Raw genomic sequence first — 21,932 nt, 5'->3', positions numbered from 1 at the left:
TGGAAGTGCTGCGCCGGATGTTTTACTCGATGACCAGAATGGCGTCCATCTCAACCTGCGCACCCTTTGGCAGGGCGGCAACGCCGATGGCGGCGCGGGCTGGGTATGGCTGTTCGAAGTACTTGCCCATGATCTCGTTGACCTTGGCGAAATGGCTCAGGTCGGTGAGGAAGATGTTCAGCTTGACGATGTCCTTGAACGAACCGCCTGCGGCCTCGGCAACCGACTTCAGGTTTTCGAAGACCTGGACGGTTTGTGCTTCAAAGCCTTCAACCAGCTCCATGGTCTTTGGGTCCAGTGGAATCTGGCCGGACATGTAGACGGTATTGCCCGCCTTGATCGCCTGGGAGTAAGTACCGATTGCTGCAGGTGCCTTGTCGCTGGTGATAACAGTCTTGGTCATGAATGACTCCTTGTAATGGATGGGCTAGGCGCGCATGCGGGTGATGCGGATCACCCCGGTCAAGGCGCGCAGTTTCTTGATCACGCGGGCCAGGTGCACACGGTCGTGCACGCTGACCACCAGTTGGACCACGCTGATGCGACCATCGCGCTCGTCCATGCTGATTTTCTCGATATTGCCGTCGGCCGCATTGACACTGCTGGCCAGCAACGCGATCAGGCCGCGCTGGTGTTCCAGCTCGACCCGCAGCTCGACGTTGAATTCGCCGGTGACGTCCTTGGCCCACGAAAGCTGGATGCATTTCTCTGGGTTGTGGCGGATTTCACTGATATTGCGGCAGTTGTCCAGGTGCACCACCATGCCTTTGCCGGCGGACAGGTGGCCCACAATCGGGTCGCCCGGAATCGGCGTGCAGCACTTGGCGTAGCTGAGTACCAACCCTTCGGTGCCGCGAATCGCCAGCGGGCCTTCGGGGCTTGGCAACTGTTCGCCTTCGCCCAACAGGCGGCGTGCCACCACGTAGGCCATGCGATTGCCCAGGCCGATATCTTCAAGCAAATCTTCGATCAGTTCCTGGCGGTACTCGTGGAGCATCGCCTGCACGCGCTCGGCCGGGATCTTGTCCAGGGAGCTGTCGAAGCCGTTGAGCACCTTGTTCAGCAGGCGTTCGCCCAGGCTGATGGATTCGGAACGGCGTTGCAGTTTCAGGGCGTGACGGATGTGGGTGCGGGCCTTGCCGGTGACCACGAAGTTGAGCCAGGCCGGGTTCGGGCGCGCGCCCGGTGCGCTGACGATCTCCACCGTGGAGCCGCTTTGCAGCGGCTCCGACAGCGGGGCCAGTCGACGATTGATCCGACAGGCTATGCAGCTGTTACCCACGTCGGTGTGCACCGCGTAGGCGAAGTCGACCGCGGTGGAGCCTTTGGGCAGCTCCATGATTCGGCCTTTGGGCGTGAACACGTAGACCTCGTCCGGGAACAGGTCGATCTTCACGCTCTCGATAAATTCCAGGGAGTTGCCGGCACGTTGCTGCATTTCGAGCACGCCCTTGACCCACTGGCGGGCGCGGGCATGCGTGCCTTTTGGCTGTTCGTCGCCGCTGGATTTGTACAGCCAGTGGGCGGCGATGCCGTTGTTGGCCATCTCTTCCATTTCGCGGGTGCGAATCTGGATTTCGATTGGCACCCCGTGCATGCCAAACAGCGTGGTATGCAGCGACTGATAGCCGTTGGCCTTGGGAATTGCGATGTAGTCCTTGAAGCGCCCCGGCAAAGGTTTGTACAAATTATGTACAGCGCCCAGCACGCGGTAGCAGGTATCGACCTTGTCGACGATGATCCGGAACGCGTACACGTCCATGATCTCGTTGAAGGCCCGACGCTTGCCGCGCATCTTCTTGTAGATGCCGTAGATGTGTTTCTGCCGGCCGCTGACTTCGCCCTCGATCTCATCGATCGCCAGGCAGTGGCTCAGGGACTCTTCGATCTTGTTGACGATTTCCTTGCGGTTGCCCCGGGCGCGTTTCACTGCCTGGTAGATGCGCGCAGAGCGCATCGGGTGCATGGCTTTGAAGCCGAGGTCTTCGAACTCGATACGAATGGCGTGCATGCCCAGCCGGTTGGCGATGGGCGCGTAGATTTCCAGGGTTTCCTTGGCGATGCGCCGGCGTTTTTCGCCGGAGAGCACTTCCAGCGTGCGCATGTTGTGCAGCCGGTCGGCCAGCTTGACCAGGATCACTCGGATGTCCCGGGCCATGGCCATGGCCATCTTCTGGAAGTTTTCCGCCTGGGCTTCGGCCTTGGTCTCGAAGTTCATCTGGGTCAGTTTGCTGACCCCGTCGACCAGTTCGGCCACGGTTTCGCCAAATTGCGCACTGAGCGCTTCCTTGGCAATGCCGGTGTCTTCGATCACGTCATGCAGCATCGCGGCCATCAAGCTTTGATGGTCCATGTGCATGTCGGCAAGAATGTTTGCCACGGCAAGAGGATGCGTGACATACGCCTCGCCACTGCGCCGGCGTTGGCCGTCGTGGGCTTGTTCGGCGTAGAAATACGCTCGGCGGACCAGGTTGACCTGGTCTGGGCCGAGGTAGGTCGATAAGCGATCGGCGAGGGCGTCTATGCTCGGCAAAGTATTAACTCCTGCCGTTGGCTGTGACCCCGCGCCGTGCTACGTCGACCAGGCATAGGCTTAGACGGCCTCGTTGGACTCGTCCTCGAACGCTGCAAACAGCGGTTCGTCTTCAACGATTTCGGCGTTTGCGATGAACTCGTAGCTCATCAGGCCTTCAGCGATTTCACGCAGGGCTACAACGGTAGGCTTGTCGTTTTCCCACTGGACCAGGGGCTCTTTGCCGCCAGTGGCCAGTTGACGGGCACGCTTGGTAGAGAGCATGACCAGCTCAAAGCGGTTATCCACGTGTTCTAGGCAGTCTTCAACGGTTACGCGGGCCATGGTATTCCTCGGAGCGAATGCAATATGCGCGCTGCCCGGTTGGGCGAGCGGACTGAACAGTTTAAAAAATCACCAGCGTTTAGGGAAGCGCTGATTTTTCGCAGGCCATCGCAAACGCGCTACAAGTGCCAATGTAAAGCCCTTGCAGCGGTTTTGGGAAGAGCCAATCAGCCGAGCAGTTCGGCCAATAATTTGCCGAAACGCTGCTGCTGACGCTTTTGCTGAAGCTGATTGGTGCGGAAAATCGCTTTCAAATCGTCCAGGGCGTGGGCGAAATCGTCGTTGATGATCAGGTAGTCGTAGTCGACGTAGTGGCTCATTTCACTGACGGCTTCGCGCATGCGGCCTTCGATGATCTCATCGCTGTCCTGGCCACGGTTGGTCAGGCGCTGGTGCAACGCCTCCAGCGACGGCGGCAGGATGAAGATCGAGCGGGCCTTGGGCATCAGTTGGCGCACTTGCTCGGCGCCCTGCCAGTCGATTTCCAGGATCAGGTCGTGGCCTTCGTCGAGGGTCTGCTGCAGGTGGCTTTGGGATGTGCCGTAGAGGTTGCCGAAGACTTCGGCGCGCTCGAGGAAATCCCCGTGCTCGATCATCTTGACGAACTCGGTGCGCTCGACGAAGTGGTAGTGCACGCCGTTCACTTCACCCGGGCGCATGGCGCGGGTGGTGTGGGACACCGAGATGCGGATCTGCTCGTCAGCGTCGGTCAGGGCTTTGACCAGGCTGCTTTTGCCCGCGCCCGATGGGGCGGAAATGATGTAGAGGGTGCCGGTGCTGTGGGTCATGTCAGGGTGCCTTACTCGATATTCTGTACTTGTTCGCGCATTTGCTCGATCAACACTTTGAGGTTGACCGCAGCCTGCGTGCTGCGCGGATCAAAGGCCTTGGAACCCAGTGTATTGGCTTCGCGGTTGAGTTCCTGCATCAGGAAGTCCAGACGCCGACCGGCGGCGCCGGCCGACTTGAGCACGCGGCGCACTTCCAGGATGTGGGTGCTCAAGCGGTCGAGCTCTTCGGCGACGTCGCTCTTTTGTGCCAGCAGGACCATTTCCTGCTCAAGACGCACCGGATCCAGTTCGGCCTGCATGTCGGCGAAGCGGTCCAGGACCTTCTGGCGCTGGGTGGCGAGCATTTGCGGCACCAGTTCGCGCAGGGTGACCACATCCTCTTCGATGGAGGTCAGGCGTTCGCTGATCAGGCGGGCCAGTTCGGCGCCTTCGCGTTCGCGGCCGGCCTTGAGCTCCTTCAATCCCTGGTTGAACAGGGCCATGGCCTCGGCATTCAGCGCTTGCGGGTCAGTCGCGTCGGCCACCAGCACGCCGGGCCAGGCCAGGACTTCCAGCGGGTTGATGGCGGCAGGCTGCTTGATTAAGCCTGCAATGGTTTCAGCGGCGGCGACCAATTGGGCTGCGCGCTCGCGATCGACCTGCAACGGTTTGCCGGTGGTTTCCTCGGTAAAACGCAGGGTGCATTCCAGCTTGCCGCGGGAAATGCTCTGGCGCAGCGCTTCACGGACCGCGCCTTCGAGGTCGCGAAACGATTCCGGCAGGCGCAGGTGCGGCTCCAGGTAGCGGCTGTTGACCGAGCGCAACTCCCAGCTCAGGGTGCCTTGGACGCCGGCTTTTTCGACGCGGGCGAAGGCGGTCATGCTGTGCACCATGGAGGTACCTCGCGTTGCAGTCCCGCAAACGGGCGGGCTGATGGGTAGATTGGAGCCGACAGGCTGCGAAGGCGCAGGATTGTAGCTCAACGGAACGGGTGGCCCCAAACAGTGGCTTCGGTGCCCGGGTTTGTAACAGGATTTTTTAGCCGTGCCGATAAGGGCTGGCGGCTCTATAATGCTCGGCAGTTTTTCGTCCTCAGTACAGGTATCCCCTATGAAACGTCCAAGTGGTCGCGCTGCCGATCAGCTCCGCTCGATCCGCATCACCCGCAACTACACCAAACACGCCGAGGGATCTGTACTGGTCGAGTTTGGCGATACCAAGGTTATCTGCACCGTCAGCGTCGAAAACGGCGTGCCGCGTTTCCTCAAGGGCCAGGGCCAGGGTTGGTTGACCGCCGAATACGGCATGCTGCCGCGTGCTACCGGCGAGCGTAACCAGCGTGAGGCCAGCCGTGGCAAGCAGGGCGGCCGCACCCTGGAAATCCAGCGCCTGATCGGCCGCTCCCTGCGCGCCGCGCTGGACATGTCCAAGCTGGGCGACGTGACCCTGTACGTCGACTGCGACGTGATCCAGGCCGACGGCGGCACCCGCACTGCGTCCATCACCGGCGCCATGGTTGCGCTGGTCGATGCGCTCAAAGTCATCAAGAAGCGTGGCGGCCTCAAAGGCGGCGATCCGCTCAAGCAGATGATCGCTGCTGTGTCGGTCGGCATGTATCAGGGTGAGCCTGTGCTGGATCTGGACTATCTTGAAGATTCGGCTGCCGAGACCGACCTGAACGTAGTGATGACCAGCACCGGTGGTTTCATCGAAGTGCAGGGCACTGCCGAAGGCGCGCCATTCCAGCCGGCCGATCTGAACGCCATGCTGGCCCTGGCCCAAAAAGGCATGACCGAGATCTTCGAACTGCAGAACGCCGCATTGGCGGATTGAATCAAACCCAAGGAGCTACGCCATGAGTGACAGTCACCTTCCACTGCCGACACCGTCCAAGGAAGTTCGCCAGTGGGCGATGCTCTGTCACTTCGCGGCGTTTTTCGGCTTGATGTTCCCGTTCGGCAGCCTGCTGGGGCCTTTGATCCTCTGGCAGGTGAAGAAGGACACGGACCCGTTCATTGATGACCAGGGCAAGGAGGCGCTGAATTTCCAGATCACCGTGGGCATTGCCTGGGCGGTCTGCTTCCTGCTGGGCTTTATCGTGATCGGCTTTGTGTTGATGACCGTGCTGGTGATCGGCGCGGTGGTGATGACGATCATTGCGGGCATCAAGGCCAACAAGGGCGTGGCGTATCGTTATCCGTTCACCTTGCGGTTGATCAAATAACCACCGCCCACAAAAAAACCGACAGCGATGTCGGTTTTTTTGTGCCTGGAAAAAGACCTTAGATGGTCAATGTCCAGTCGTAGTCCACGATCAGCGGCGCGTGCTGCGAGAAGCGCGGCTGGCGTGGCAAACGTGCGCTGCGCACGAAGCGGCGCAGGCCTGGCGTCAGCAACTGGTAGTCAAAACGCCAGCCGAGGTTGAGCATCTCGGCCTGTTCGTTATCCGGCCACCAGCTGTACTGGTCGCCTTCGCGGCTGACTTCGCGCAGGGCATCGACATAGCCCATGTTGCCGACAATCTCGTCCATCCAGGCCCGTTCCGGCGCCAGGAAGCCCGGGGATTGCTGGCTGTCGCGCCAGTTCTTGATATCCAGCTTCTGTTGCGCCACATACAGCGAGCCACAGTAAATGTACTCGCGACGTTTGCGCCGCTGTTTATCCAGATAACGGGCGAAGTCGTCCATTAGCTTGAACTTCTGGTTCAAGTCTTCATCGCCATTTTGCCCTGATGGAAGCAGCAAGGTCGCGATGCTGACCTTATCGAAATCGGCTTGCAGGTAGCGCCCGTAGCGGTCGGCTGTCTCGAAGCCGAGGCCGCTGATGACCGCCTTGGGTTGCAACCGTGAATACAAAGCCACGCCACCTTGGGCGGGAACTTCGGCATCACAGGCATAAAGGAAGTAGCCATCCAGTTGGAAGGCTGGGTCGTCCAGTTCAAAGGCGGAGGCGCGGGTGTCCTGCAGGCAGATGACGTCGGCATTCTGGGCTTGCAGCCAACTGAGCAAACCACGCTCGACTGCAGCCTGAATACCATTGACGTTCACACTGATGATCCGCATAAATGGCCCCAAAAATCGCGTGCGTGTATGATACACGCCGTCTACCTAATTAGCTAAATCCGTGGTATCTGAGGCTTTTTTCATGCAGGCGTATCAACGCGATTTTATTCGTTTTGCCATCGATCGCGGCGTATTGCGCTTCGGTGAGTTCACTTTGAAGTCCGGGCGCACCAGCCCTTACTTCTTCAATGCCGGCCTTTTCAACTCGGGTTCTGCCCTGGCGCAGTTGGGCCGTTTCTACGCGGCCGCGATCGTTGAAAGCGGTATTTCCTTCGACGTGCTGTTCGGCCCGGCCTACAAGGGCATTCCCCTGGCAGCCGCGACCGCCGTGGCGTTGGCTGAACATCACGGGCTTGATTTGCCGTGGTGCTTCAACCGCAAGGAAGCCAAGGCTCACGGCGAAGGCGGTAGCCTGGTGGGCGCGCCGCTCAAGGGCGACGTGCTGATCATCGACGACGTGATCACTGCCGGTACGGCGATTCGTGAAGTGATGCAGATCATCGCTTCCCAGGACGGCGCCAAGGCTGCCGGCGTGTTGATCGCGCTGAACCGCCAGGAGCGCGGCAACGGTGAATTGTCGGCGATCCAGGAAGTGGAGCGTGACTTCGCGATTCCGGTGGTCAGCATCGTGTCGCTGAACCAGGTGTTGCAGTTCCTGGAAGATGACCCGCAGCTCAAGCAGCATTTGCCGGCGGTCAAGGCTTATCGCGAGCAGTTCGGCGTTTAGAGGGTCCATGTGGGAGCGAGCAAGCCTGCTCCCACATTTTTTGACCGCGTAAATCGAAAAAGCCCCGTTCAATCCAATTGAACGGGGCTTTTTTGTTTTCTGCGCGTTAAGGGCGCTTGCGATTGCTGATCAGGGTACCCACACCGGTGTCGGTGAAGATTTCCAGCAGAATCGCATTCGGAACCCGGCCATCCAGGATCAACGAACTGCCAACGCCGCCTTGCACGGCTTCCAGTGCGCAACGGATCTTCGGCAGCATGCCGCCGTAGATGGTGCCGTCGGCGATCAGGTCGTCCACTTGCTGGGTGGTCAGGCCGGTCAATACCTTGCCTTCCTTGTCCATCAAACCGGCGATGTTGGTGAGCAGCATCAGCTTCTCGGCCTTCAGCGCCTCGGCCACCTTGCCGGCCACCAGGTCGGCGTTGATGTTGTAGGACTCACCGTTGGCACCGACGCCGATTGGCGCGATCACCGGGATGAAATCGCCTTTCACCAGCAGGTTCAGCAGATCGGTGTTGATGCCGATCACTTCGCCCACCTGGCCGATGTCGATGATTTCCGGCTGGGTCATCTCCGGGGTCTTGCGGGTCACGGTGAGCTTCTTCGCCCGGATCAGCTCGGCGTCCTTGCCGGTCAGGCCGATGGCACTGCCGCCGTGGCGGTTGATCAGGTTGACGATGTCTTTGTTCACCTGGCCACCCAGCACCATCTCCACCACGTCCATGGTCTGGGCGTCGGTGACACGCATGCCGTCGATGAAGTGACTCTCGATGGACAGGCGCTTGAGCAGGTCACCGATTTGCGGGCCGCCACCGTGTACTACCACCGGGTTGATCCCGACGGCTTTCATCAACACGATGTCGCGGGCAAAGCCGGTTTTCAGCTCGTCGCTTTCCATGGCATTGCCGCCGTACTTGATCACCAGCGTCTTGCCGACGTAGCGTCGAATGTAAGGCAACGCTTCGGAAAGGACCTTGGCGGTGTTGGCGGCGGCTTCGCGTTCGAGGGTCATTCAGGGCTCCGGTACAAAAAATCAGAACGGTAATTGGAGATCGGGGGCAACACGTTTCAACTGGGCGTGGAACACGTCCTTGATACGCTGCAGCTCTGCCTCGGAATCCGCCTCGAAACGCAGCACCAGCACCGGTGTGGTGTTGGATGCGCGAACCAGGCCCCAGCCTTTGGCGTAATCGACCCGCACGCCGTCAATGGTGGTCAGGTTGGCGCCTTCGCCCCATTGCGCATCGTGCAGTGCGTCAATGATGCTGAATTTGCTCTCTTCGGTCACATGGATATTGATCTCCGGCGTAGAAATATCATTCGGGAAGGTCTCAAACAGGTCTTCCGCGGTGGATTTTTCCTTGCTGAGGATCTCCAGCAAACGGGCGGCGCTGTAAATGCCGTCGTCAAAGCCGAACCAGCGTTCCTTGAAGAACACGTGGCCGCTCATTTCGCCAGCCAACAGGGCGCCGGTTTCCTTCATTTTCTTTTTGATCAACGAGTGACCGGTCTTCCACATTAGCGGACGACCGCCGTATTCCTTGATCAGCGGGGTCAGGCGACGGGTGCATTTGACGTCGAAGATGATCTCGGCGCCCGGGTTGCGTGCCACTACGTCACGGGCAAACAGCATCAGCAGGCGGTCGGGGAACACGATATTGCCGGTGTTGGTCACCACGCCGACGCGGTCGCCGTCGCCATCGAACGCCAGGCCCAGGTCGGCACCGGTTTCCTTGACCTTGGCGATCAGGTCCACCAGGTTTTCAGGCTTGCCCGGGTCCGGGTGGTGGTTGGGGAAGTTACCGTCGACCTCGCAAAACAGCGGGATCACTTCGCAGTTCAGCGCTTCGATCAGTTGCGGGGCAATCACGCCGGCCGCGCCGTTGCCACAATCCACTACCACTTTCAGGCGACGGGCGAGTTTGACGTCGCGGGTGATTTCGTCCGAGTAGCGATCGAGGATCTCGACCTTGGTGATGCTGCCGGTTCCGCTGGTCAGATCGTTGGTTTTCAGGCGGGTGTGCAGGGCCTGGATCTGTTCGTTGGCCAGGGTATCGCCGGCAATCACAATCTTGAAGCCGTTGTAGTCCGACGGGTTATGGCTGCCGGTGAGCATCACGCCCGACTTGCCGGCCAGCACGTTGGCTGCATAGTACAGCGCAGGCGTCGGCACCAGGCCCACGTCGCTGACATGGCAGCCGCTGTCGGCCAGGCCCTGGATCAGTTGTTCGACCAGCTCGGGGCCGGACAGCCGGCCGTCACGCCCTACGGAAACGTTGGGCTCGCCCTGGGCCAGGCTCTGGGAGCCGATGGCGCGGCCGATCCAGTAAGCGGTCTCGGCGGTCAGGGTCTTGGGCACCACGCCACGGATGTCATAGGCGCGGAAGATGCTGTCGGGAAATGTCGGGGCGACTCGGGCTGCGTTGCTCATTGCGGGGGGGAACTCCATCGATAAGGGGCTGGGCTGGCCTCAAGGGTGCTGACCGGCAGGCTCAAACTGAAGGGTAAGACGGCGTTTTTGGCATAGAGTTCGTGGTGCAAAAGTGCCATCGGCGCCGAAGCTCCGCCCTTTTGCCCGCTTAATGCCTTGATTTCACTGGGGAAATCTTGCTGATAAGTTCCGCGCATTCTTCATCCTGAAAGGCCATGCGTTGGCGTCAGGCCGGGCGAGGCACCCGGCCATGTTCCGCTAAGTCAGTACAGCTTAGTCAGTGGCTGCCGGAATGCCCGAAGCCACCTGCCCCGCGCTGGGTTTCGTCAAATTCTTCGACCAATTCGAAGTGCGCCTGCACCACTGGTACCAGCACCAGCTGGGCGATGCGCTCGCCGACGGCGATGTTGAAGGCGGTCTGGCCACGGTTCCAGCACGACACCATCAACTCGCCCTGGTAGTCCGAATCGATCAGGCCCACCAGGTTGCCGAGGACGATCCCGTGTTTGTGGCCCAGGCCGGAGCGCGGCAGGATCAGCGCCGCCAGGCCAGGGTCGCCCACGTAGATCGACAGGCCGGTGGGGATCAGAAGGGTCTGGCCTGGCTCAAGCACGGTGTCCTGCTTGAGCATGGCGCGCAGGTCGAGGCCGGCGGAGCCAGGTGTGGCGTAGGCCGGCAGCGGGAATTCGCTGCCGATGCGTGGGTCGAGGATCTTGGCTTGCAAAGCGTGCATGGAAATTAAACCTGGTTCAGCCGTAGGGCGATAAAAGAGATCAGCTGGCGGGCAATCTTGCCCTTGCTGGTCTGGGCGAAAACGGTAGCGTGCAACTCGCGGTCGATCACGCTGATGGCATTTTCCTCGCTGTTGAAGCCGATGCTCGGGTTGGCGACATCGTTGGCGACAATCAGGTCGAGGTTTTTGTCTTTCAATTTGCGTGCGGCGTAGTCCAGCAAATGCTCGGTTTCGGCGGCGAAGCCGACGCTGAACGGGCGGTCTGCCCGGGTGGCGATGGTGGCCAGAATGTCCGGGTTGCGGACCATTTGCAGCAGCAGGCCGTCGCCGCTTGTAGGGTCTTTCTTGAGTTTCTGCGGCGCAACCACCTCGGGGCGGTAGTCCGCCACCGCTGCCGAGGCGATAAACAGGTCGCAGGGAATCGCTGCTTCACAGGCCGCCAGCATGTCGCGGGCGCTGACTACGTCGATTCGGGTGACGCGATCCGGGGTCGGCAGATGCACCGGGCCGGTAATCAGTGTTACCCGGGCGCCTGCCTCGACCGCGGCTTCTGCCAGGGCAAAGCCCATTTTTCCTGAGCTATGGTTGGTGATGTAGCGCACCGGGTCGATGTTTTCCTGGGTCGGGCCGGCGGTAATCAGCACGTGCTTGCCGGTCAGGGCCAGGTGCTGGAAGCAGTCGGCGGCGCATTGGGCGAGGTCGGTGGCTTCGAGCATACGGCCCATGCCCACGTCGCCACAGGCCTGGCTGCCGGAGGCCGGCCCGAACACCTTGAGGCCGCGGCTTTGCAGGAGTTGGGTATTGGCCTGGGTGGCCGGGTCGCGCCACATGGCCTGGTTCATGGCCGGGGCGATGGCGACGGTGGCGTCAGTGGCCAGCACCAGCGTGGTCAGCAGGTCATCGGCAATGCCTTGGGCGAGGCGGGCGATCAGGTCGGCGGTGGCCGGAGCGATCAGCACCAGGTCGGCCCACTTTGCCAGCTCGATGTGGCCCATCGCGGCTTCGGCCGCAGGGTCCAGCAGGTCGAGGTGAACCGGGTGGCCGGACAAGGCTTGCATGGTAAGTGGAGTGATGAACTCACTGCCGCCACGGGTCATGACCACGCGCACTTCGGCGCCTTGGTCCAGGAGCCTGCGAACCAGCTCTGCGCTCTTGTAGGCGGCAATGCCGCCGCCGACGCCGAGAACGATGCGTTTCCGATACAGACGCTGCATTGGCTTGCCTTTCCAGTTCAGTGATGGCGTTGCGATGCCCCCTCCCCAGGTGAAATCGCACGCAAAAAGATGGCCTAAGATACCACAGCGTCCGCCATGCAACAGCGGCGCACATGCACACGGAGGTGCCATGAGTATTCGCGATTGGCCTGCGGCAGAGCGTCCGCGGGAGAAGCTGTTGGAGTTGGGGGCGGCGAGTCTTTCCGACGCCGAGCTGCTGGCGATTTTCCTGCGTACCGGGGTGTCCGGTAAAAGTGCCGTGGACCTGGCGCGGCACCTGTTGGCGCAATTTGGCAGCCTGCGAGCACTGATGGAGGCCAGGCAGGCGGTGTTCATCCAGCACCTGGGCCTGGGGCCAGCGAAGTTCGCCCAGCTCCAGGCGGTGCTGGAAATGGCCCGGCGCCATCTGGCGGAGCGCCTGCGCAGCGACTCGGTGCTGGAAAGCCCGGTGGCCGTGCGCGACTACCTCAAGGCGCTGTTGCGCCATGAGCCCCACGAGATATTCGGCTGCCTGTTTCTCGACTCCAAACATCGGGTGCTGGGCTTCGAAAAGCTGTTTCAAGGCACCATCGACAACGCCACGGTCTACCCTCGGCAAGTGGTTAAACGCGCCCTGGACTACAACGCAGCGGCGGTGATCCTGTGCCACAACCATCCTTCCGGCAGCGCCGAGCCCAGCATCGCTGATCGAAAATTGACCAAAGTGCTGCAGAAGGCGTTGGAGATGGTGGATGTGCGCGTGCTGGACCACATCATTGTGGGGGAGGGTGATCCGCTGTCGATGGCGGAATATGGATGGATGTAGGGGCTGGCGCACCAGCCCCTGGCAGGGCTTATGGTTTGACGCTGACCTTGGAATAGTCCTGGCGCCCGAACGGGCTCACCTGGTACCCCTCGACATTCTTGCGAGTCAGCGCAAACGCGGTCGGGTGCGCCAGTGGCAGCCACAGTGCCTGTTGCTGGATCTGCGCCTGGGCCTGCTGGTACAGCTTGCTGCGCACGCCCTGTTCGCTGGTGGTTTTGCCGGCGCTGATCAGCTTGTCCAGCGCCGGGTCGCAGTAGCGGGCGAAGTTGGTGCCGGACTTCACTGCTGCGCAGGAGAACTGCGGCGTCAGGAAGTTATCCGGGTCGCCATTGTCACCAGCCCAGCCCATGAACAGCAGGTCGTGCTCGCCGGCCTTGGCGCGCCGAATCAGTTCGCCCCATTCGATTACACGAATTTCCGCCTGGATGCCGACCTTGGCCAGGTCTGCCTGCAGCAATTGTGCGCCCAGGCTTGGGTTGGGGTTCAGCAGGCTGCCCGACGGCCGGGTCCAGATGGTGGTCTTGAAGCCGTCCTTGAGCCCGGCGCGATCCAGAAGCTGCTTGGCCTTGGCGATGTCTTGCGGGTAGCCCGGCAAGTCCTTGGCGTAGCTCCAGGTATTTGGGGGGAAGGGGCCATTGGCGGCTTCGGCGGTGCCTTCGAATACGGCCTTGAGGTAGCTGGCCTTGTCGAAGGCCAGGTTGATTGCCTGGCGAACTTCGGGCTTGTCCAACGGCGGGTGTTGACTGTTGATGGCGACAAATGCGGTCATGAAGGCTGCGGTTTTCTCGACCTTCAGGTCGGCGTCTTTCTGGGCCGCATCAATATCCAGCGGCTTGGGCGACAGGGCGATCTGGCACTCGTCACGGCGCAATCGCTGCAGGCGCACGTTGGCGTCCGGGGTGATCGCAAAGATCAGGTTATCCACCGCTGGCTTGCCGGCGAAGTAGTCCGGGTTGGCCTTGTAGCGAATCGTCGCGTCTTTCTGGAAACGCCCGAAAATGAACGGCCCGGTGCCGATAGGCTGGCTGTTGAGCTTCTCTGGCGTGCCGGCCTTGAGCAGTTTGTCGGCGTATTCGGCCGGGTAGATCGAGGCAAAGCCCATGCTCAATGCGGCGAGGAAGGTCGAATCGGCGTGGTCCAGGGTAAAACGCACGGTCAACGGGTCCAGGGCGTCGATCTTCTTGATCAGCGTGGGCAACTGCAGGGACTGGGCGTGAGGGAAACCGCTCTGGGCGATTTTGTGCCACGGGTTGGCCGGGTCAAGCATGCGCTCGAAACTGAAGCGCACGTCTTCGGCGCTCAGGCTGCGGCTTGGGGTGAAGTAGTCGGTGCGATGGAATTTAACGTCCGGGTGCAGCTTGAAGGTGTAGGTGAGGCCGTCCGGCGATACTTCCCAGCTGTCTGCCAGACTCGGGACCAGCTTGCCGCTGGTGGCGTCGAAGTCCACCAGGCGGTTCATCAATACATCTGCCGAGGCGTTGGTGGTGGTCAGCGAGTTGTATTGCACCACGTCGAAGCCTTCGGGGCTGGCTTCGGTACAGACGCTCAAGGTGGTCGCCGCCTGGGCGTGTGCAGCAATAAAAAGAGGGGCTAGCAATAGCGGTAGGGCAGCGAGGCGCATATTCGGTTTCCTTTGCAGATCGAAGGCCCATCTGCGAGTGCAGTCTGGAAAAGTCCTACCGTAGTGGGCTGATTGACAAATGACTAGCCCATTTTTGCCTGTGCTTTTGCCTCAAATACTGTTTTGATGGCGCCTCAGGTCGTTTTGCCGAGCACTTTGCAGTGCGCGCGGGCGCTGTAAATCATTCTGTGCGACGAGCGGTTAGCTTCTATAGCGGCCCACCCTGGCAACGGTTCAGGCGTCCATGGCCTGGATTTACGCGTGTAAAAACACACGGCCTGTTGTTGCACTGGGGTCTTTCTGGTATAAAGCAGCGCTCTTTTCTAGGGGCCCGGTTCCTTCGCTAGTAGGTGTAGCCGGTAAGACCCTAAAGAAACGCGGCGCCTGGCGCCAAATGACTGAGAGATTAAGCGGCCAACCCATGCCGGGTTGGGCATGTGGTTTTAGAGGGCTGAGGCATGTCGAGAGTCTGTCAAGTTACCGGTAAGGGTCCGGTGACTGGGAATAACATTTCCCACGCAAACAACAAAACCCGTCGTCGTTTCCTGCCAAACCTGCAGCATCACCGCTTCTGGGTTGAAGAAGAGAAACGTTTTGTTCGTCTGCGCGTATCTGCCAAAGGCATGCGTATCATCGACAAGCGTGGCATCACTGTCGTGCTGGCCGAACTGCGCCGCGACGGCAAAATCTAAGGAGCTATATCATGCGTGAATTGATTCGAATGATCTCTAGCGCCGGTACTGGTCACTTCTACACTACCGACAAGAACAAGCGTACTACCCCGGACAAGCTCGAAAAGAAAATGTTCGACCCGCGCGTTCGCAAGCACGTGATCTACAAAGAAGGCAAAATCAAGTAATTGGTTTTCTTCCTTGTGAAAAAAAGCCCGTATCTCACGATGCGGGCTTTTTTTTGTGCTGAAAAACTGATCAGGCCTTTTCTTCGAACACCACGTAGATCTTGCGGCAGGGCTCCAGCACTTCCCAGGTGCCGTTGAAGCCGGCCGGAATGACGAAGCGATCACCGGCGCGCAAGGTCTTGGCGTTGCCGTCGGCGTCGCGCAATACAGAGACGCCCTGCACGATCTCGCAGTACTCATGCTCGCTGTAGTTGACCTTCCACTGCCCGACTTCACCTTCCCAGACCCCGGCGCTCATCTGGCCGCACGGACTGTTGTAGTGGTTGTAGACGGTTTGCTCGGGGTCGCCCTTGAGGATTTTCTCCGCAGCCGGACGGTAGCGGTCAGGCTCGGTCCGAGCCTGGCTGAAGTCGACGATATTCTGGATGTTCATGGGTGTGTCCCGTCTGGCCTGCGGTTGGAGAGCCCAAAGTCTATGTTTATTAAAATGAACATCGCAAGGGCGTTTGCAGGCGTTATGTCAAATATATTGAAACATTCATCGCCGCTGGTTTAGGGTGGCAGCTGCCTTGAGCCGAACAGCTGGCTGGCCGGGCAAGAATTCTTCGAAGGTGCCTGGGTACATCGCCCGGCCCTTGTATTCAATAAGAGGAGGACACTCGCATGACCACCCTGACCCGTGCCGACTGGGAACAACGCGCCAAGGATCTGAAGATCGAAGGCCGCGCCTACATCAATGGCGAATACACCGCCGCCGTTTCTGGCGACACGTTCGAATGTTTGAGCCCGGTGGATGGCCGCCTGCTGGCAACCGTTGCCAGCTGTGACGTTGCCGACGCCCAGCGCGCGGTTGAAAACGCCCGCGCCACCTTCAATTCCGGTGCCTGGTCGCGCCTGGCACCGGCCAAGCGCAAAGCCACCATGATCCGTTTCGCCGGCTTGCTCAAGGCCAACGCCGAAGAGCTGGCACTGCTTGAAACCCTGGACATGGGCAAGCCCATCAGCGACTCCCTGTACATCGACGTCCCAGGCGCGGCGCAAGCCCTGAGCTGGAGCGGCGAGGCCATCGACAAGATCTACGACGAAGTCGCCGCCACCCCCCATGACCAACTGGGCCTGGTGACCCGTGAGCCCGTCGGTGTTGTCGCGGCCATCGTGCCGTGGAACTTCCCGCTGATGATGGCCTGCTGGAAACTCGGGCCGGCGCTGTCCACCGGTAACTCGGTGATCCTCAAGCCGTCTGAAAAGTCGCCACTGACAGCCATCCGCATCGCTGCGCTGGCGGTTGAAGCCGGTATCCCCAAAGGCGTGTTCAACGTGCTGCCGGGTTATGGCCACACCGTGGGTAACGCCCTGGCGCTGCACATGGACGTCGACACCCTGGTGTTCACCGGTTCGACCAAGATCGCCAAGCAACTGCTGATTCGCTCCGGTGAGTCGAACATGAAGCGCGTCTGGCTGGAAGCCGGCGGCAAGAGCCCGAACATCGTGTTCGCCGATGCCCCGGACCTGCAAGCCGCTGCCGAATCCGCCGCTGGCGCCATCGCCTTCAACCAGGGCGAAGTGTGCACCGCCGGTTCGCGCCTGCTGGTAGAGCGCTCCATCAAGGATAAATTCCTGCCGCTGGTGATCGAGGCCCTCAAGGCCTGGAAGCCGGGCAACCCGCTGGACCCGGCCACCACGGTCGGCGCGCTGGTGGACACCCAGCAGATGAACACCGTGCTGTCGTACATCGAAGCCGGGCATGCTGATGGCGCCAAGCTGGTGGCCGGTGGCAAGCGCACGCTGCAGGAAAGTGGCGGCACCTATGTCGAGCCAACGATTTTCGACGGCGTGACCAACGCCATGAAGATCGCCCAGGAAGAAATTTTCGGCCCGGTACTGTCGGTAATTGCCTTCGACAGCGTGGAAGAAGCCATTGCGATCGCCAACGACACCCAATACGGCCTGGCCGCTGCGGTGTGGACGTCGAACATCTCCAAGGCACACCTCACCGCCAAGGCACTGCGTGCCGGCAGCGTGTGGGTCAACCAGTACGATGGTGGCGACATGACCGCACCGTTTGGTGGTTTCAAGCAGTCGGGTAACGGCCGCGACAAGTCGCTGCACGCGTTCGACAAGTACACCGAGCTGAAGGCGACCTGGATCAAGCTGTAAGCTTCCAGAAACACCGCTGTAAAAAATGTGGGAGCGGGCTTGCTCGCGAAAGCGGTATCACAGTCGCTGATGTATTGACTGGTACACCGCATTCGCGAGCAAGCTCGCTCCCACTTTGTTTTGTGTGATCTACAAATAGTTCACAGGAGCGTGGAAATGCGTTGGGCGACCTATTTCGCCGTGTTGGCGTCGGTCTTGAGCGTGGGCCTGGCCTTGGGCGTGAGCATGCCGCTGGTGTCCTTGCGCCTGGAAAGCTGGGGCTATGGCAGCTTCGCCATCGGCGTCATGGCCGCGATGCCGGCCTTCGGTGTGCTGCTGGGTGCCAAAATCTCCAGCGGCCTGGCCTCGCGCCTGGGCACGGCGAACCTGATGCGCCTGTGCCTGTGGGGCGGGGCAATTTCCATCGGTTTGCTGGCGGTATTGCCCAGCTACCCGGTATGGCTGGTGCTGCGGTTGATGATCGGGGTGATCCTGACCATCGTGTTTATCCTCGGCGAAAGCTGGATCAACCAACTGGTGATAGAGCGCTGGCGCGGCCGCCTGGTGGCGCTGTATGGCTGCAGCTATGCCTTGAGCCAGCTGTCGGGCCCGTTGCTGCTGGGCGCGCTGGGTACCGATAACGACATTGGCTTCTGGGTGGGCGTCGGCCTGCTGACCTTCTCGCCGATCCTGCTGCTGGGCCGTTCCGGTGCACCCACCGCCGAGTCCTTCAGTGTGACCTTCGGCGACTTGCTGCGCTTCTGCCGGGGCGTGCCGGCGATTGCCTGGGCTGTGGCGCTATTCGCCGCGTTCGAGGCGATGATTCTTACGCTGTTGCCGGTGTATTGCCTGCAACAGGGCTTCACCGCCGAGATTGCCTTGGCGATGGTCAGTACGGTTGTCGTCGGTGATGCGTTGCTGCAACTGCCGATTGGCGCACTGGCCGACTACCTGCCTCGGCGCACGCTGTTTCTCGGCTGCGCGTTGATGCTGCTGGCGTCGAGCCTGGCGATTCCGCTGTTGCTGGATACGTTGCTGATCTGGCCGGTGTGGGTGCTGTTTGGCGCCAGCGCCGGCGGTTTGTTCACCTTGTCGCTGATCCTGATTGGCGAGCGCTACCGCGACGACGCGCTGGTGCGCGCCAATGCGCACATCGCGCAGCTGTGGGGCATTGGCTGCCTGATCGGGCCGCTGGTGGCCGGTGCGGGCAGCCAGTGGATCAGCGGGCATGCGTTGCCGTTGTTGATGGCGGCGGGGGCATTGGGGCTGGTGATCCTGTTGCTGCGCCAAGGTGCATTCGGCGCCGCACAACCCGCCTGAACTTGAAATGCGATCACCTGTGGGAGCCGGGCTTGCCCGCGATGGCGGAGTGTCAGCACCGGATACGTAAACTGACACTCCGCCATCGCAGGCAAGCCAGCTCCCACAGGTCCCGTCGCTGTTCTTAAAGCATGCGTTCCAGCCCGACGGAGGTGGCAAACCAGGCATTGAACCGGCGCCACCAACTGCCGGGTTCGCGGGTCAGGGTGTGTAGCTGGCCGTTGTCTTCGGTCACCCATACCACCTGGCCATCCTGCAGTTTTGCCTGATAGCTCAACGGCGGCGCCATGCCTTCCAGCGCCAGGTTGCGCACGTGTTCCGCCAGCTCGGGGCTGTCCACCAGCACCCCGACTTCGGTGTTCCACAGCACCGAGCGCGGGTCGAAGTTGAATGAGCCGATGAAGGATTTCTGCCGGTCAAAGATGATCGCCTTGCTGTGCAGGCTGGAGTCCGAGCCGTGGAAGGTGCCTTTGCGGAACAGATGAGGACCGCTGCCGCCACCGTCTCCCGGTTGGCGGCGCAATTCGTACAGTTTTACCCCGTGCTCCAGCAGCGCCTTGCGATAAGGCGCATAACCTCCATGCACCGCAGGCACGTCGGTGGCTTCCAGGGAGTTGGTCAAAAGGCTCACCGATACCCCGGCGTCTGCGCGTCCCGTCAGGTACACCAAGCCAGGCTGCCCCGGTACAAAGTAAGCTGAAATCATCATCAGCTCATGGCTGACACCTTCCAGCTCGGGCGCCAGCTGTGTGGTCAACAGCAGCCGGGGATCCGGATCGGCCTTGGCCAGCACCTTGCTCGGTGCATCCCACAGCGCTTGGTTCCAGGCCCAGATCAGCTCGCCGCGCCAGATGTCCATGCGCGGCTGCGTCTTGTAGGTGCGCAGGCGGTTGTACAGCGCATGGTTTTGCTGGCGCGACTCGGCAAGGGAGTCTTCCAGGCGCACGCGGGCGCTGGCCAAGTCGCCTTTGGAGGCGTCGCTGACGAAGTCGCCGATGGGCTTGCTCAGGGCACTGTTCCAGTACTGGTCGAAACTGTGGCCCAGTTGCTCGGCCACCGGACCCACGCTGAGCATGTCGATATCGGTGAAGTTGAGGTTGGGTTCGGCGTCGAAATACTCATCCCCCAGGTTGCGCCCGCCGACGATGGCCACGCTGTTGTCCGCCAGCCACAGCTTGTTGTGCATGCGCCGATGTTGCAGCGACAGGTCGAACAGCCGCGCCATGGCCCTTGTTACGCCGGTGCTGCGCCCCAGGTGCAGCGGGTTGAACAGGCGAATCTGGATCTGCGGGTGGGCGGCGAGGGTGGCGATGATCTGGTCCAGGCCGTCGCTGGTGGTGTCGTCCAGCAGGATGCGCACGCGCACGCCACGGTCGGCGGCCTTGAGCAGTTCATCCACGAGCATGCGGGTGCTGATGCCGTCGTGGACGATGTAGTACTGCAAGTCGAGGCTGGTCTGGGCGTTGCGGATCAGTTCGGCGCGGGCCATGAAGGCTTCGCTGCTGTTGGGCAGCAGGCGGAACCCGGAGCGGCCTTTGTACGGCGCGGCCTGGGCCTGGATCGAGCGGCCGAATGACGACTCACTGGCGGGCAGCGCCTCGCTGGGCGTGCGCGGCGGGTCGAGGGTGGCGCAGCCGCCCAAGGCCAGGATGCCCAGCAGGAAAAACGGTAATAGCCGTTGGGTCATCAATGACATGGGTTCCGGATCAGGGCGGTTGTCGGCATATGACGGCTATTTCCCGCAAAAGGTCAGTCCACCTCTTCGGCCAGCAACCTGATGGCGGTTGCGCCGACCTTGCGCACAGCCTCTTCAATCTGCGGCGTTGGTTTGGCAGCGTAGTTCATGCGCAGGCAGTTCCTGTACTTGCCGGAGGCAGAAAAGATACTTCCCACAGCAATCTGTACACCTTCATCCACCAGCAGCCGGTTGAGCTTCAGGGTATCGAAGCCTTCCGGCAGCTCCACCCACAACATGAAGCTGCCCTGTGGCCGGCTGGCGCGTGTGCCCGCCGGGAAGTAACGGCTCACCCACTCGAGCATCAGGTCGCGATTACGCTGGTATTGGGTACGCATCCGCCGCAAATGTGGTTCGAAGTGCCCGCTTTTCAGGAACTCTGCAATTGCGATCTGCGGCTGGGTAGCAGTGGAGCCGGTGCTGATGTAATTCATGTGCAGCACGCGCTCCAGGTAACGACCGGGTGCTACCCATCCGATCCGCAGGCCGGGCGCCAGGGTTTTCGAAAAGGAACTGCACAGTACGACGCGGCCATCTTCGTCGAAGGATTTTATGGTGCGTGGGCGCGGGTAGCTGTAGGCCAGTTCGCCATACACATCATCCTCGATGACCGCCACGTCGAAGCGCTGGGCCAGGTTCAGCAGTGCGCGCTTGCGCGACTCCGGCATGATGTAGCCCAGTGGGTTGTTGCAGTTGGGGGTCAACTGTATGACTTTGATCGGCCATTGTTCCAGTGCCAGTTCCAGCGCTTCCAGGCTGATACCGGTGAGTGGGTCGGTGGGGATTTCCAGGGCTTTCATGCCCAGGCCCTTCAGGGTTTGCATGGCGCCGTGGAAGCTTGGCGAGTCGACGGCAACGATATCGCCCGGCTCGCAGATAGCGTGGATGCTGGCCGACAGCGCTTCGTGGCAGCCGGTGGTGATCACCAGGTCCTGGGGCGTCAGTTGGCAGCCTGAATCGAGCATCAGGCGGGCGATCTGTTCACGCAGCTCCAGGTTGCCGTGGATGGTGTCGTAATACAGCCCCGGCATGTCCTGGCGCCGGCTGATCCGGGCGAGGCTGCGCAGCAGGGGTTTCATGGTGGGCGACAATACATCCGGCATGCCACGGCCCAACTGTATGGCGTCTTTGCGTGGCACCGCACGGATCAATTCCAGTACTTGGTCCCACTGCGAAATTTCCACCGGGCGCTGGGCCGGGCGGCTGACAGCAGGCAGGGCCGGCAAGTCCCGGCCCACCGGCACAAAATAACCGGATTTGGGTTTTGGCATCGCCAGTCCGTTGTCTTCCAGCATGCGATAGGCCTGTTGCACGGTGCTCAGGCTGACGCCGTGCTCCACGCTCAAGGCCCGTACTGACGGCAACCGATCCCCCGGGCGATAGAAGCCCTGCTCGATGCGCGTGCCCAACAGTTCGGCGAGATTGACGTATAGCGTCATGGTGATGCTTCCCGGTTACCAGTACAGATAGCCTGAAAATACAGGATTCAGCGGTAGATAGGCACTATCTGTATGGATTTAATGCCGGGTGGCTGAATCTGTCATGGTTTTGCTCGCTGGCTCATCCTTATCTATTCGCGATCTGTCAGATTAGGTGCCGAGAGTCGACGTGGACGATCGCTCGCTCCTCGATTTAGCCGATCGTTACGTAGCAAGGTCTCCA

22 protein-coding genes and 1 pseudogene are annotated in these 21,932 nt (G+C 60.9%); 8 read left to right on the top strand and 15 right to left on the bottom strand.

The window, feature by feature from the left end; genetic code table 11:
• Positions 1-22 precede the first annotated feature (22 nt).
• The 5 genes from ACZRN6_RS15290 to ACZRN6_RS15270 all read right to left on the bottom strand — a co-directional run bounded on the left by ACZRN6_RS15290 (position 23) and on the right by ACZRN6_RS15270 (position 4,520).
• On the bottom strand, positions 23-403 hold the full coding sequence (locus tag ACZRN6_RS15290) for a RidA family protein (RefSeq protein WP_003176922.1): 381 nt from the start codon (positions 401-403) through the stop codon (positions 23-25).
• 24 nt (positions 404-427) lie between these two features.
• Entirely contained in the window at positions 428-2,533 is a 2,106-nt protein-coding gene (gene spoT, locus ACZRN6_RS15285) for a bifunctional GTP diphosphokinase/guanosine-3',5'-bis pyrophosphate 3'-pyrophosphohydrolase (RefSeq protein ID WP_322148406.1), read from the bottom strand.
• A 60-nt stretch (positions 2,534-2,593) separates the two neighbouring features.
• The gene (gene rpoZ, locus ACZRN6_RS15280; RefSeq protein WP_003176920.1) at positions 2,594-2,857 is read right to left on the bottom strand and encodes a DNA-directed RNA polymerase subunit omega; all 264 of its coding nucleotides are present in this window, start codon (positions 2,855-2,857) and stop codon (positions 2,594-2,596) included.
• Between the two features lie 167 nt (positions 2,858-3,024).
• Entirely contained in the window at positions 3,025-3,645 is a 621-nt protein-coding gene (gene gmk, locus ACZRN6_RS15275; protein ID WP_010168203.1) for a guanylate kinase, read from the bottom strand.
• Positions 3,646-3,656: 11 nt separating this feature from the next.
• Entirely contained in the window at positions 3,657-4,520 is an 864-nt protein-coding gene (locus ACZRN6_RS15270; RefSeq protein ID WP_464008327.1) for a YicC/YloC family endoribonuclease, read from the bottom strand.
• 217 nt (positions 4,521-4,737) lie between these two features.
• Here ACZRN6_RS15270 and rph point away from each other — a divergent pair, with 217 nt between their 5' ends.
• Both rph and ACZRN6_RS15260 read left to right on the top strand, forming a co-directional pair.
• On the top strand, positions 4,738-5,460 hold the full coding sequence (gene rph, locus ACZRN6_RS15265) for a ribonuclease PH (protein ID WP_003213280.1): 723 nt from the start codon (positions 4,738-4,740) through the stop codon (positions 5,458-5,460).
• A gap of 22 nt (positions 5,461-5,482) precedes the next feature.
• A complete protein-coding gene (locus ACZRN6_RS15260; RefSeq protein WP_322148404.1) occupies positions 5,483-5,851 on the top strand; it encodes a DUF4870 domain-containing protein in 369 nt (122 codons plus the stop codon).
• Between the two features lie 58 nt (positions 5,852-5,909).
• Here ACZRN6_RS15260 and ACZRN6_RS15255 read toward each other — a convergent pair whose 3' ends face one another.
• Positions 5,910-6,689: an exodeoxyribonuclease III gene (locus tag ACZRN6_RS15255; protein ID WP_003176915.1), complete on the bottom strand. Its 780-nt coding sequence runs from the start codon at positions 6,687-6,689 to the stop codon at positions 5,910-5,912.
• An 82-nt stretch (positions 6,690-6,771) separates the two neighbouring features.
• Here ACZRN6_RS15255 and pyrE point away from each other — a divergent pair, with 82 nt between their 5' ends.
• Positions 6,772-7,416: an orotate phosphoribosyltransferase gene (gene pyrE / locus ACZRN6_RS15250; RefSeq protein WP_017476704.1), complete on the top strand. Its 645-nt coding sequence runs from the start codon at positions 6,772-6,774 to the stop codon at positions 7,414-7,416.
• Between the two features lie 106 nt (positions 7,417-7,522).
• On the opposite strand, the gene argB is transcribed toward pyrE, so the two are convergent.
• The 5 genes and pseudogenes from argB to coaBC form a co-directional block, all read right to left on the bottom strand.
• On the bottom strand, positions 7,523-8,428 hold the full coding sequence (gene argB / locus ACZRN6_RS15245) for an acetylglutamate kinase (protein ID WP_003213275.1): 906 nt from the start codon (positions 8,426-8,428) through the stop codon (positions 7,523-7,525).
• A 21-nt stretch (positions 8,429-8,449) separates the two neighbouring features.
• A pseudogene (locus ACZRN6_RS15240) lies at positions 8,450-9,871 on the bottom strand (phosphomannomutase/phosphoglucomutase); the annotation flags it as partial.
• The gene (locus ACZRN6_RS15235; RefSeq protein WP_464008326.1) at positions 9,844-10,044 is read right to left on the bottom strand and encodes a hypothetical protein; all 201 of its coding nucleotides are present in this window, start codon (positions 10,042-10,044) and stop codon (positions 9,844-9,846) included. The gene ACZRN6_RS15235 and the pseudogene ACZRN6_RS15240, both read right to left, overlap by 28 nt.
• 80 nt (positions 10,045-10,124) lie before the next feature.
• Entirely contained in the window at positions 10,125-10,580 is a 456-nt protein-coding gene (gene dut, locus ACZRN6_RS15230) for a dUTP diphosphatase (RefSeq protein ID WP_322148402.1), read from the bottom strand.
• Between the two features lie 5 nt (positions 10,581-10,585).
• Positions 10,586-11,794 carry a bifunctional phosphopantothenoylcysteine decarboxylase/phosphopantothenate--cysteine ligase CoaBC gene (gene coaBC, locus ACZRN6_RS15225; RefSeq protein WP_088422070.1) on the bottom strand — a complete coding sequence of 403 codons (1,209 nt, stop codon included), beginning with the start codon at positions 11,792-11,794 and terminating at the stop codon, positions 10,586-10,588.
• Positions 11,795-11,924: 130 nt separating this feature from the next.
• Here coaBC and radC point away from each other — a divergent pair, with 130 nt between their 5' ends.
• Positions 11,925-12,599: a RadC family protein gene (gene radC, locus ACZRN6_RS15220; RefSeq protein WP_322148400.1), complete on the top strand. Its 675-nt coding sequence runs from the start codon at positions 11,925-11,927 to the stop codon at positions 12,597-12,599.
• Positions 12,600-12,627: 28 nt separating this feature from the next.
• On the opposite strand, the gene ACZRN6_RS15215 is transcribed toward radC, so the two are convergent.
• Positions 12,628-14,220, bottom strand: coding sequence for an ABC transporter substrate-binding protein (locus tag ACZRN6_RS15215; RefSeq protein ID WP_322148399.1), 1,593 nt, complete (start codon positions 14,218-14,220; stop codon positions 12,628-12,630).
• A 458-nt stretch (positions 14,221-14,678) separates the two neighbouring features.
• On the opposite strand from ACZRN6_RS15215, the gene rpmB reads away from it, so the two are divergent.
• Both rpmB and rpmG read left to right on the top strand, forming a co-directional pair.
• On the top strand, positions 14,679-14,912 hold the full coding sequence (gene rpmB / locus ACZRN6_RS15210) for a 50S ribosomal protein L28 (RefSeq protein WP_007920377.1): 234 nt from the start codon (positions 14,679-14,681) through the stop codon (positions 14,910-14,912).
• 11 nt (positions 14,913-14,923) lie between these two features.
• Complete coding sequence (gene rpmG, locus ACZRN6_RS15205) at positions 14,924-15,079, top strand: 50S ribosomal protein L33 (RefSeq protein ID WP_003176906.1); 156 nt, start codon at positions 14,924-14,926, stop codon at positions 15,077-15,079.
• Between the two features lie 70 nt (positions 15,080-15,149).
• Here the strand turns inward: rpmG and ACZRN6_RS15200 are convergent, their stop codons facing one another.
• Positions 15,150-15,512, bottom strand: coding sequence for a cupin domain-containing protein (locus tag ACZRN6_RS15200; RefSeq protein ID WP_464008325.1), 363 nt, complete (start codon positions 15,510-15,512; stop codon positions 15,150-15,152).
• A gap of 230 nt (positions 15,513-15,742) precedes the next feature.
• Between ACZRN6_RS15200 and ACZRN6_RS15195 the strand changes: the two genes are divergently transcribed.
• Together ACZRN6_RS15195 and ACZRN6_RS15190 are read left to right on the top strand one after the other, a co-directional pair.
• Entirely contained in the window at positions 15,743-17,236 is a 1,494-nt protein-coding gene (locus tag ACZRN6_RS15195; protein ID WP_177086544.1) for an aldehyde dehydrogenase, read from the top strand.
• A gap of 156 nt (positions 17,237-17,392) precedes the next feature.
• A complete protein-coding gene (locus ACZRN6_RS15190) occupies positions 17,393-18,535 on the top strand; it encodes an MFS transporter (protein ID WP_464008324.1) in 1,143 nt (380 codons plus the stop codon).
• 124 nt (positions 18,536-18,659) lie between these two features.
• Here the strand turns inward: ACZRN6_RS15190 and ACZRN6_RS15185 are convergent, their stop codons facing one another.
• Both ACZRN6_RS15185 and ACZRN6_RS15180 read right to left on the bottom strand, forming a co-directional pair.
• A complete protein-coding gene (locus tag ACZRN6_RS15185; RefSeq protein WP_464008383.1) occupies positions 18,660-20,222 on the bottom strand; it encodes a phospholipase D family protein in 1,563 nt (520 codons plus the stop codon).
• 62 nt (positions 20,223-20,284) lie between these two features.
• Positions 20,285-21,709 carry an aminotransferase-like domain-containing protein gene (locus ACZRN6_RS15180; protein WP_464008323.1) on the bottom strand — a complete coding sequence of 475 codons (1,425 nt, stop codon included), beginning with the start codon at positions 21,707-21,709 and terminating at the stop codon, positions 20,285-20,287.
• Positions 21,710-21,932: the final 223 nt, after the last annotated feature.

The sequence above is a fragment of the Pseudomonas sp. A125 genome (genome assembly GCF_055409485.1).
The sequence above is the reverse complement of the archived record's forward strand: the minus strand, read 5'-3'. Positions and strand labels throughout refer to the sequence as shown.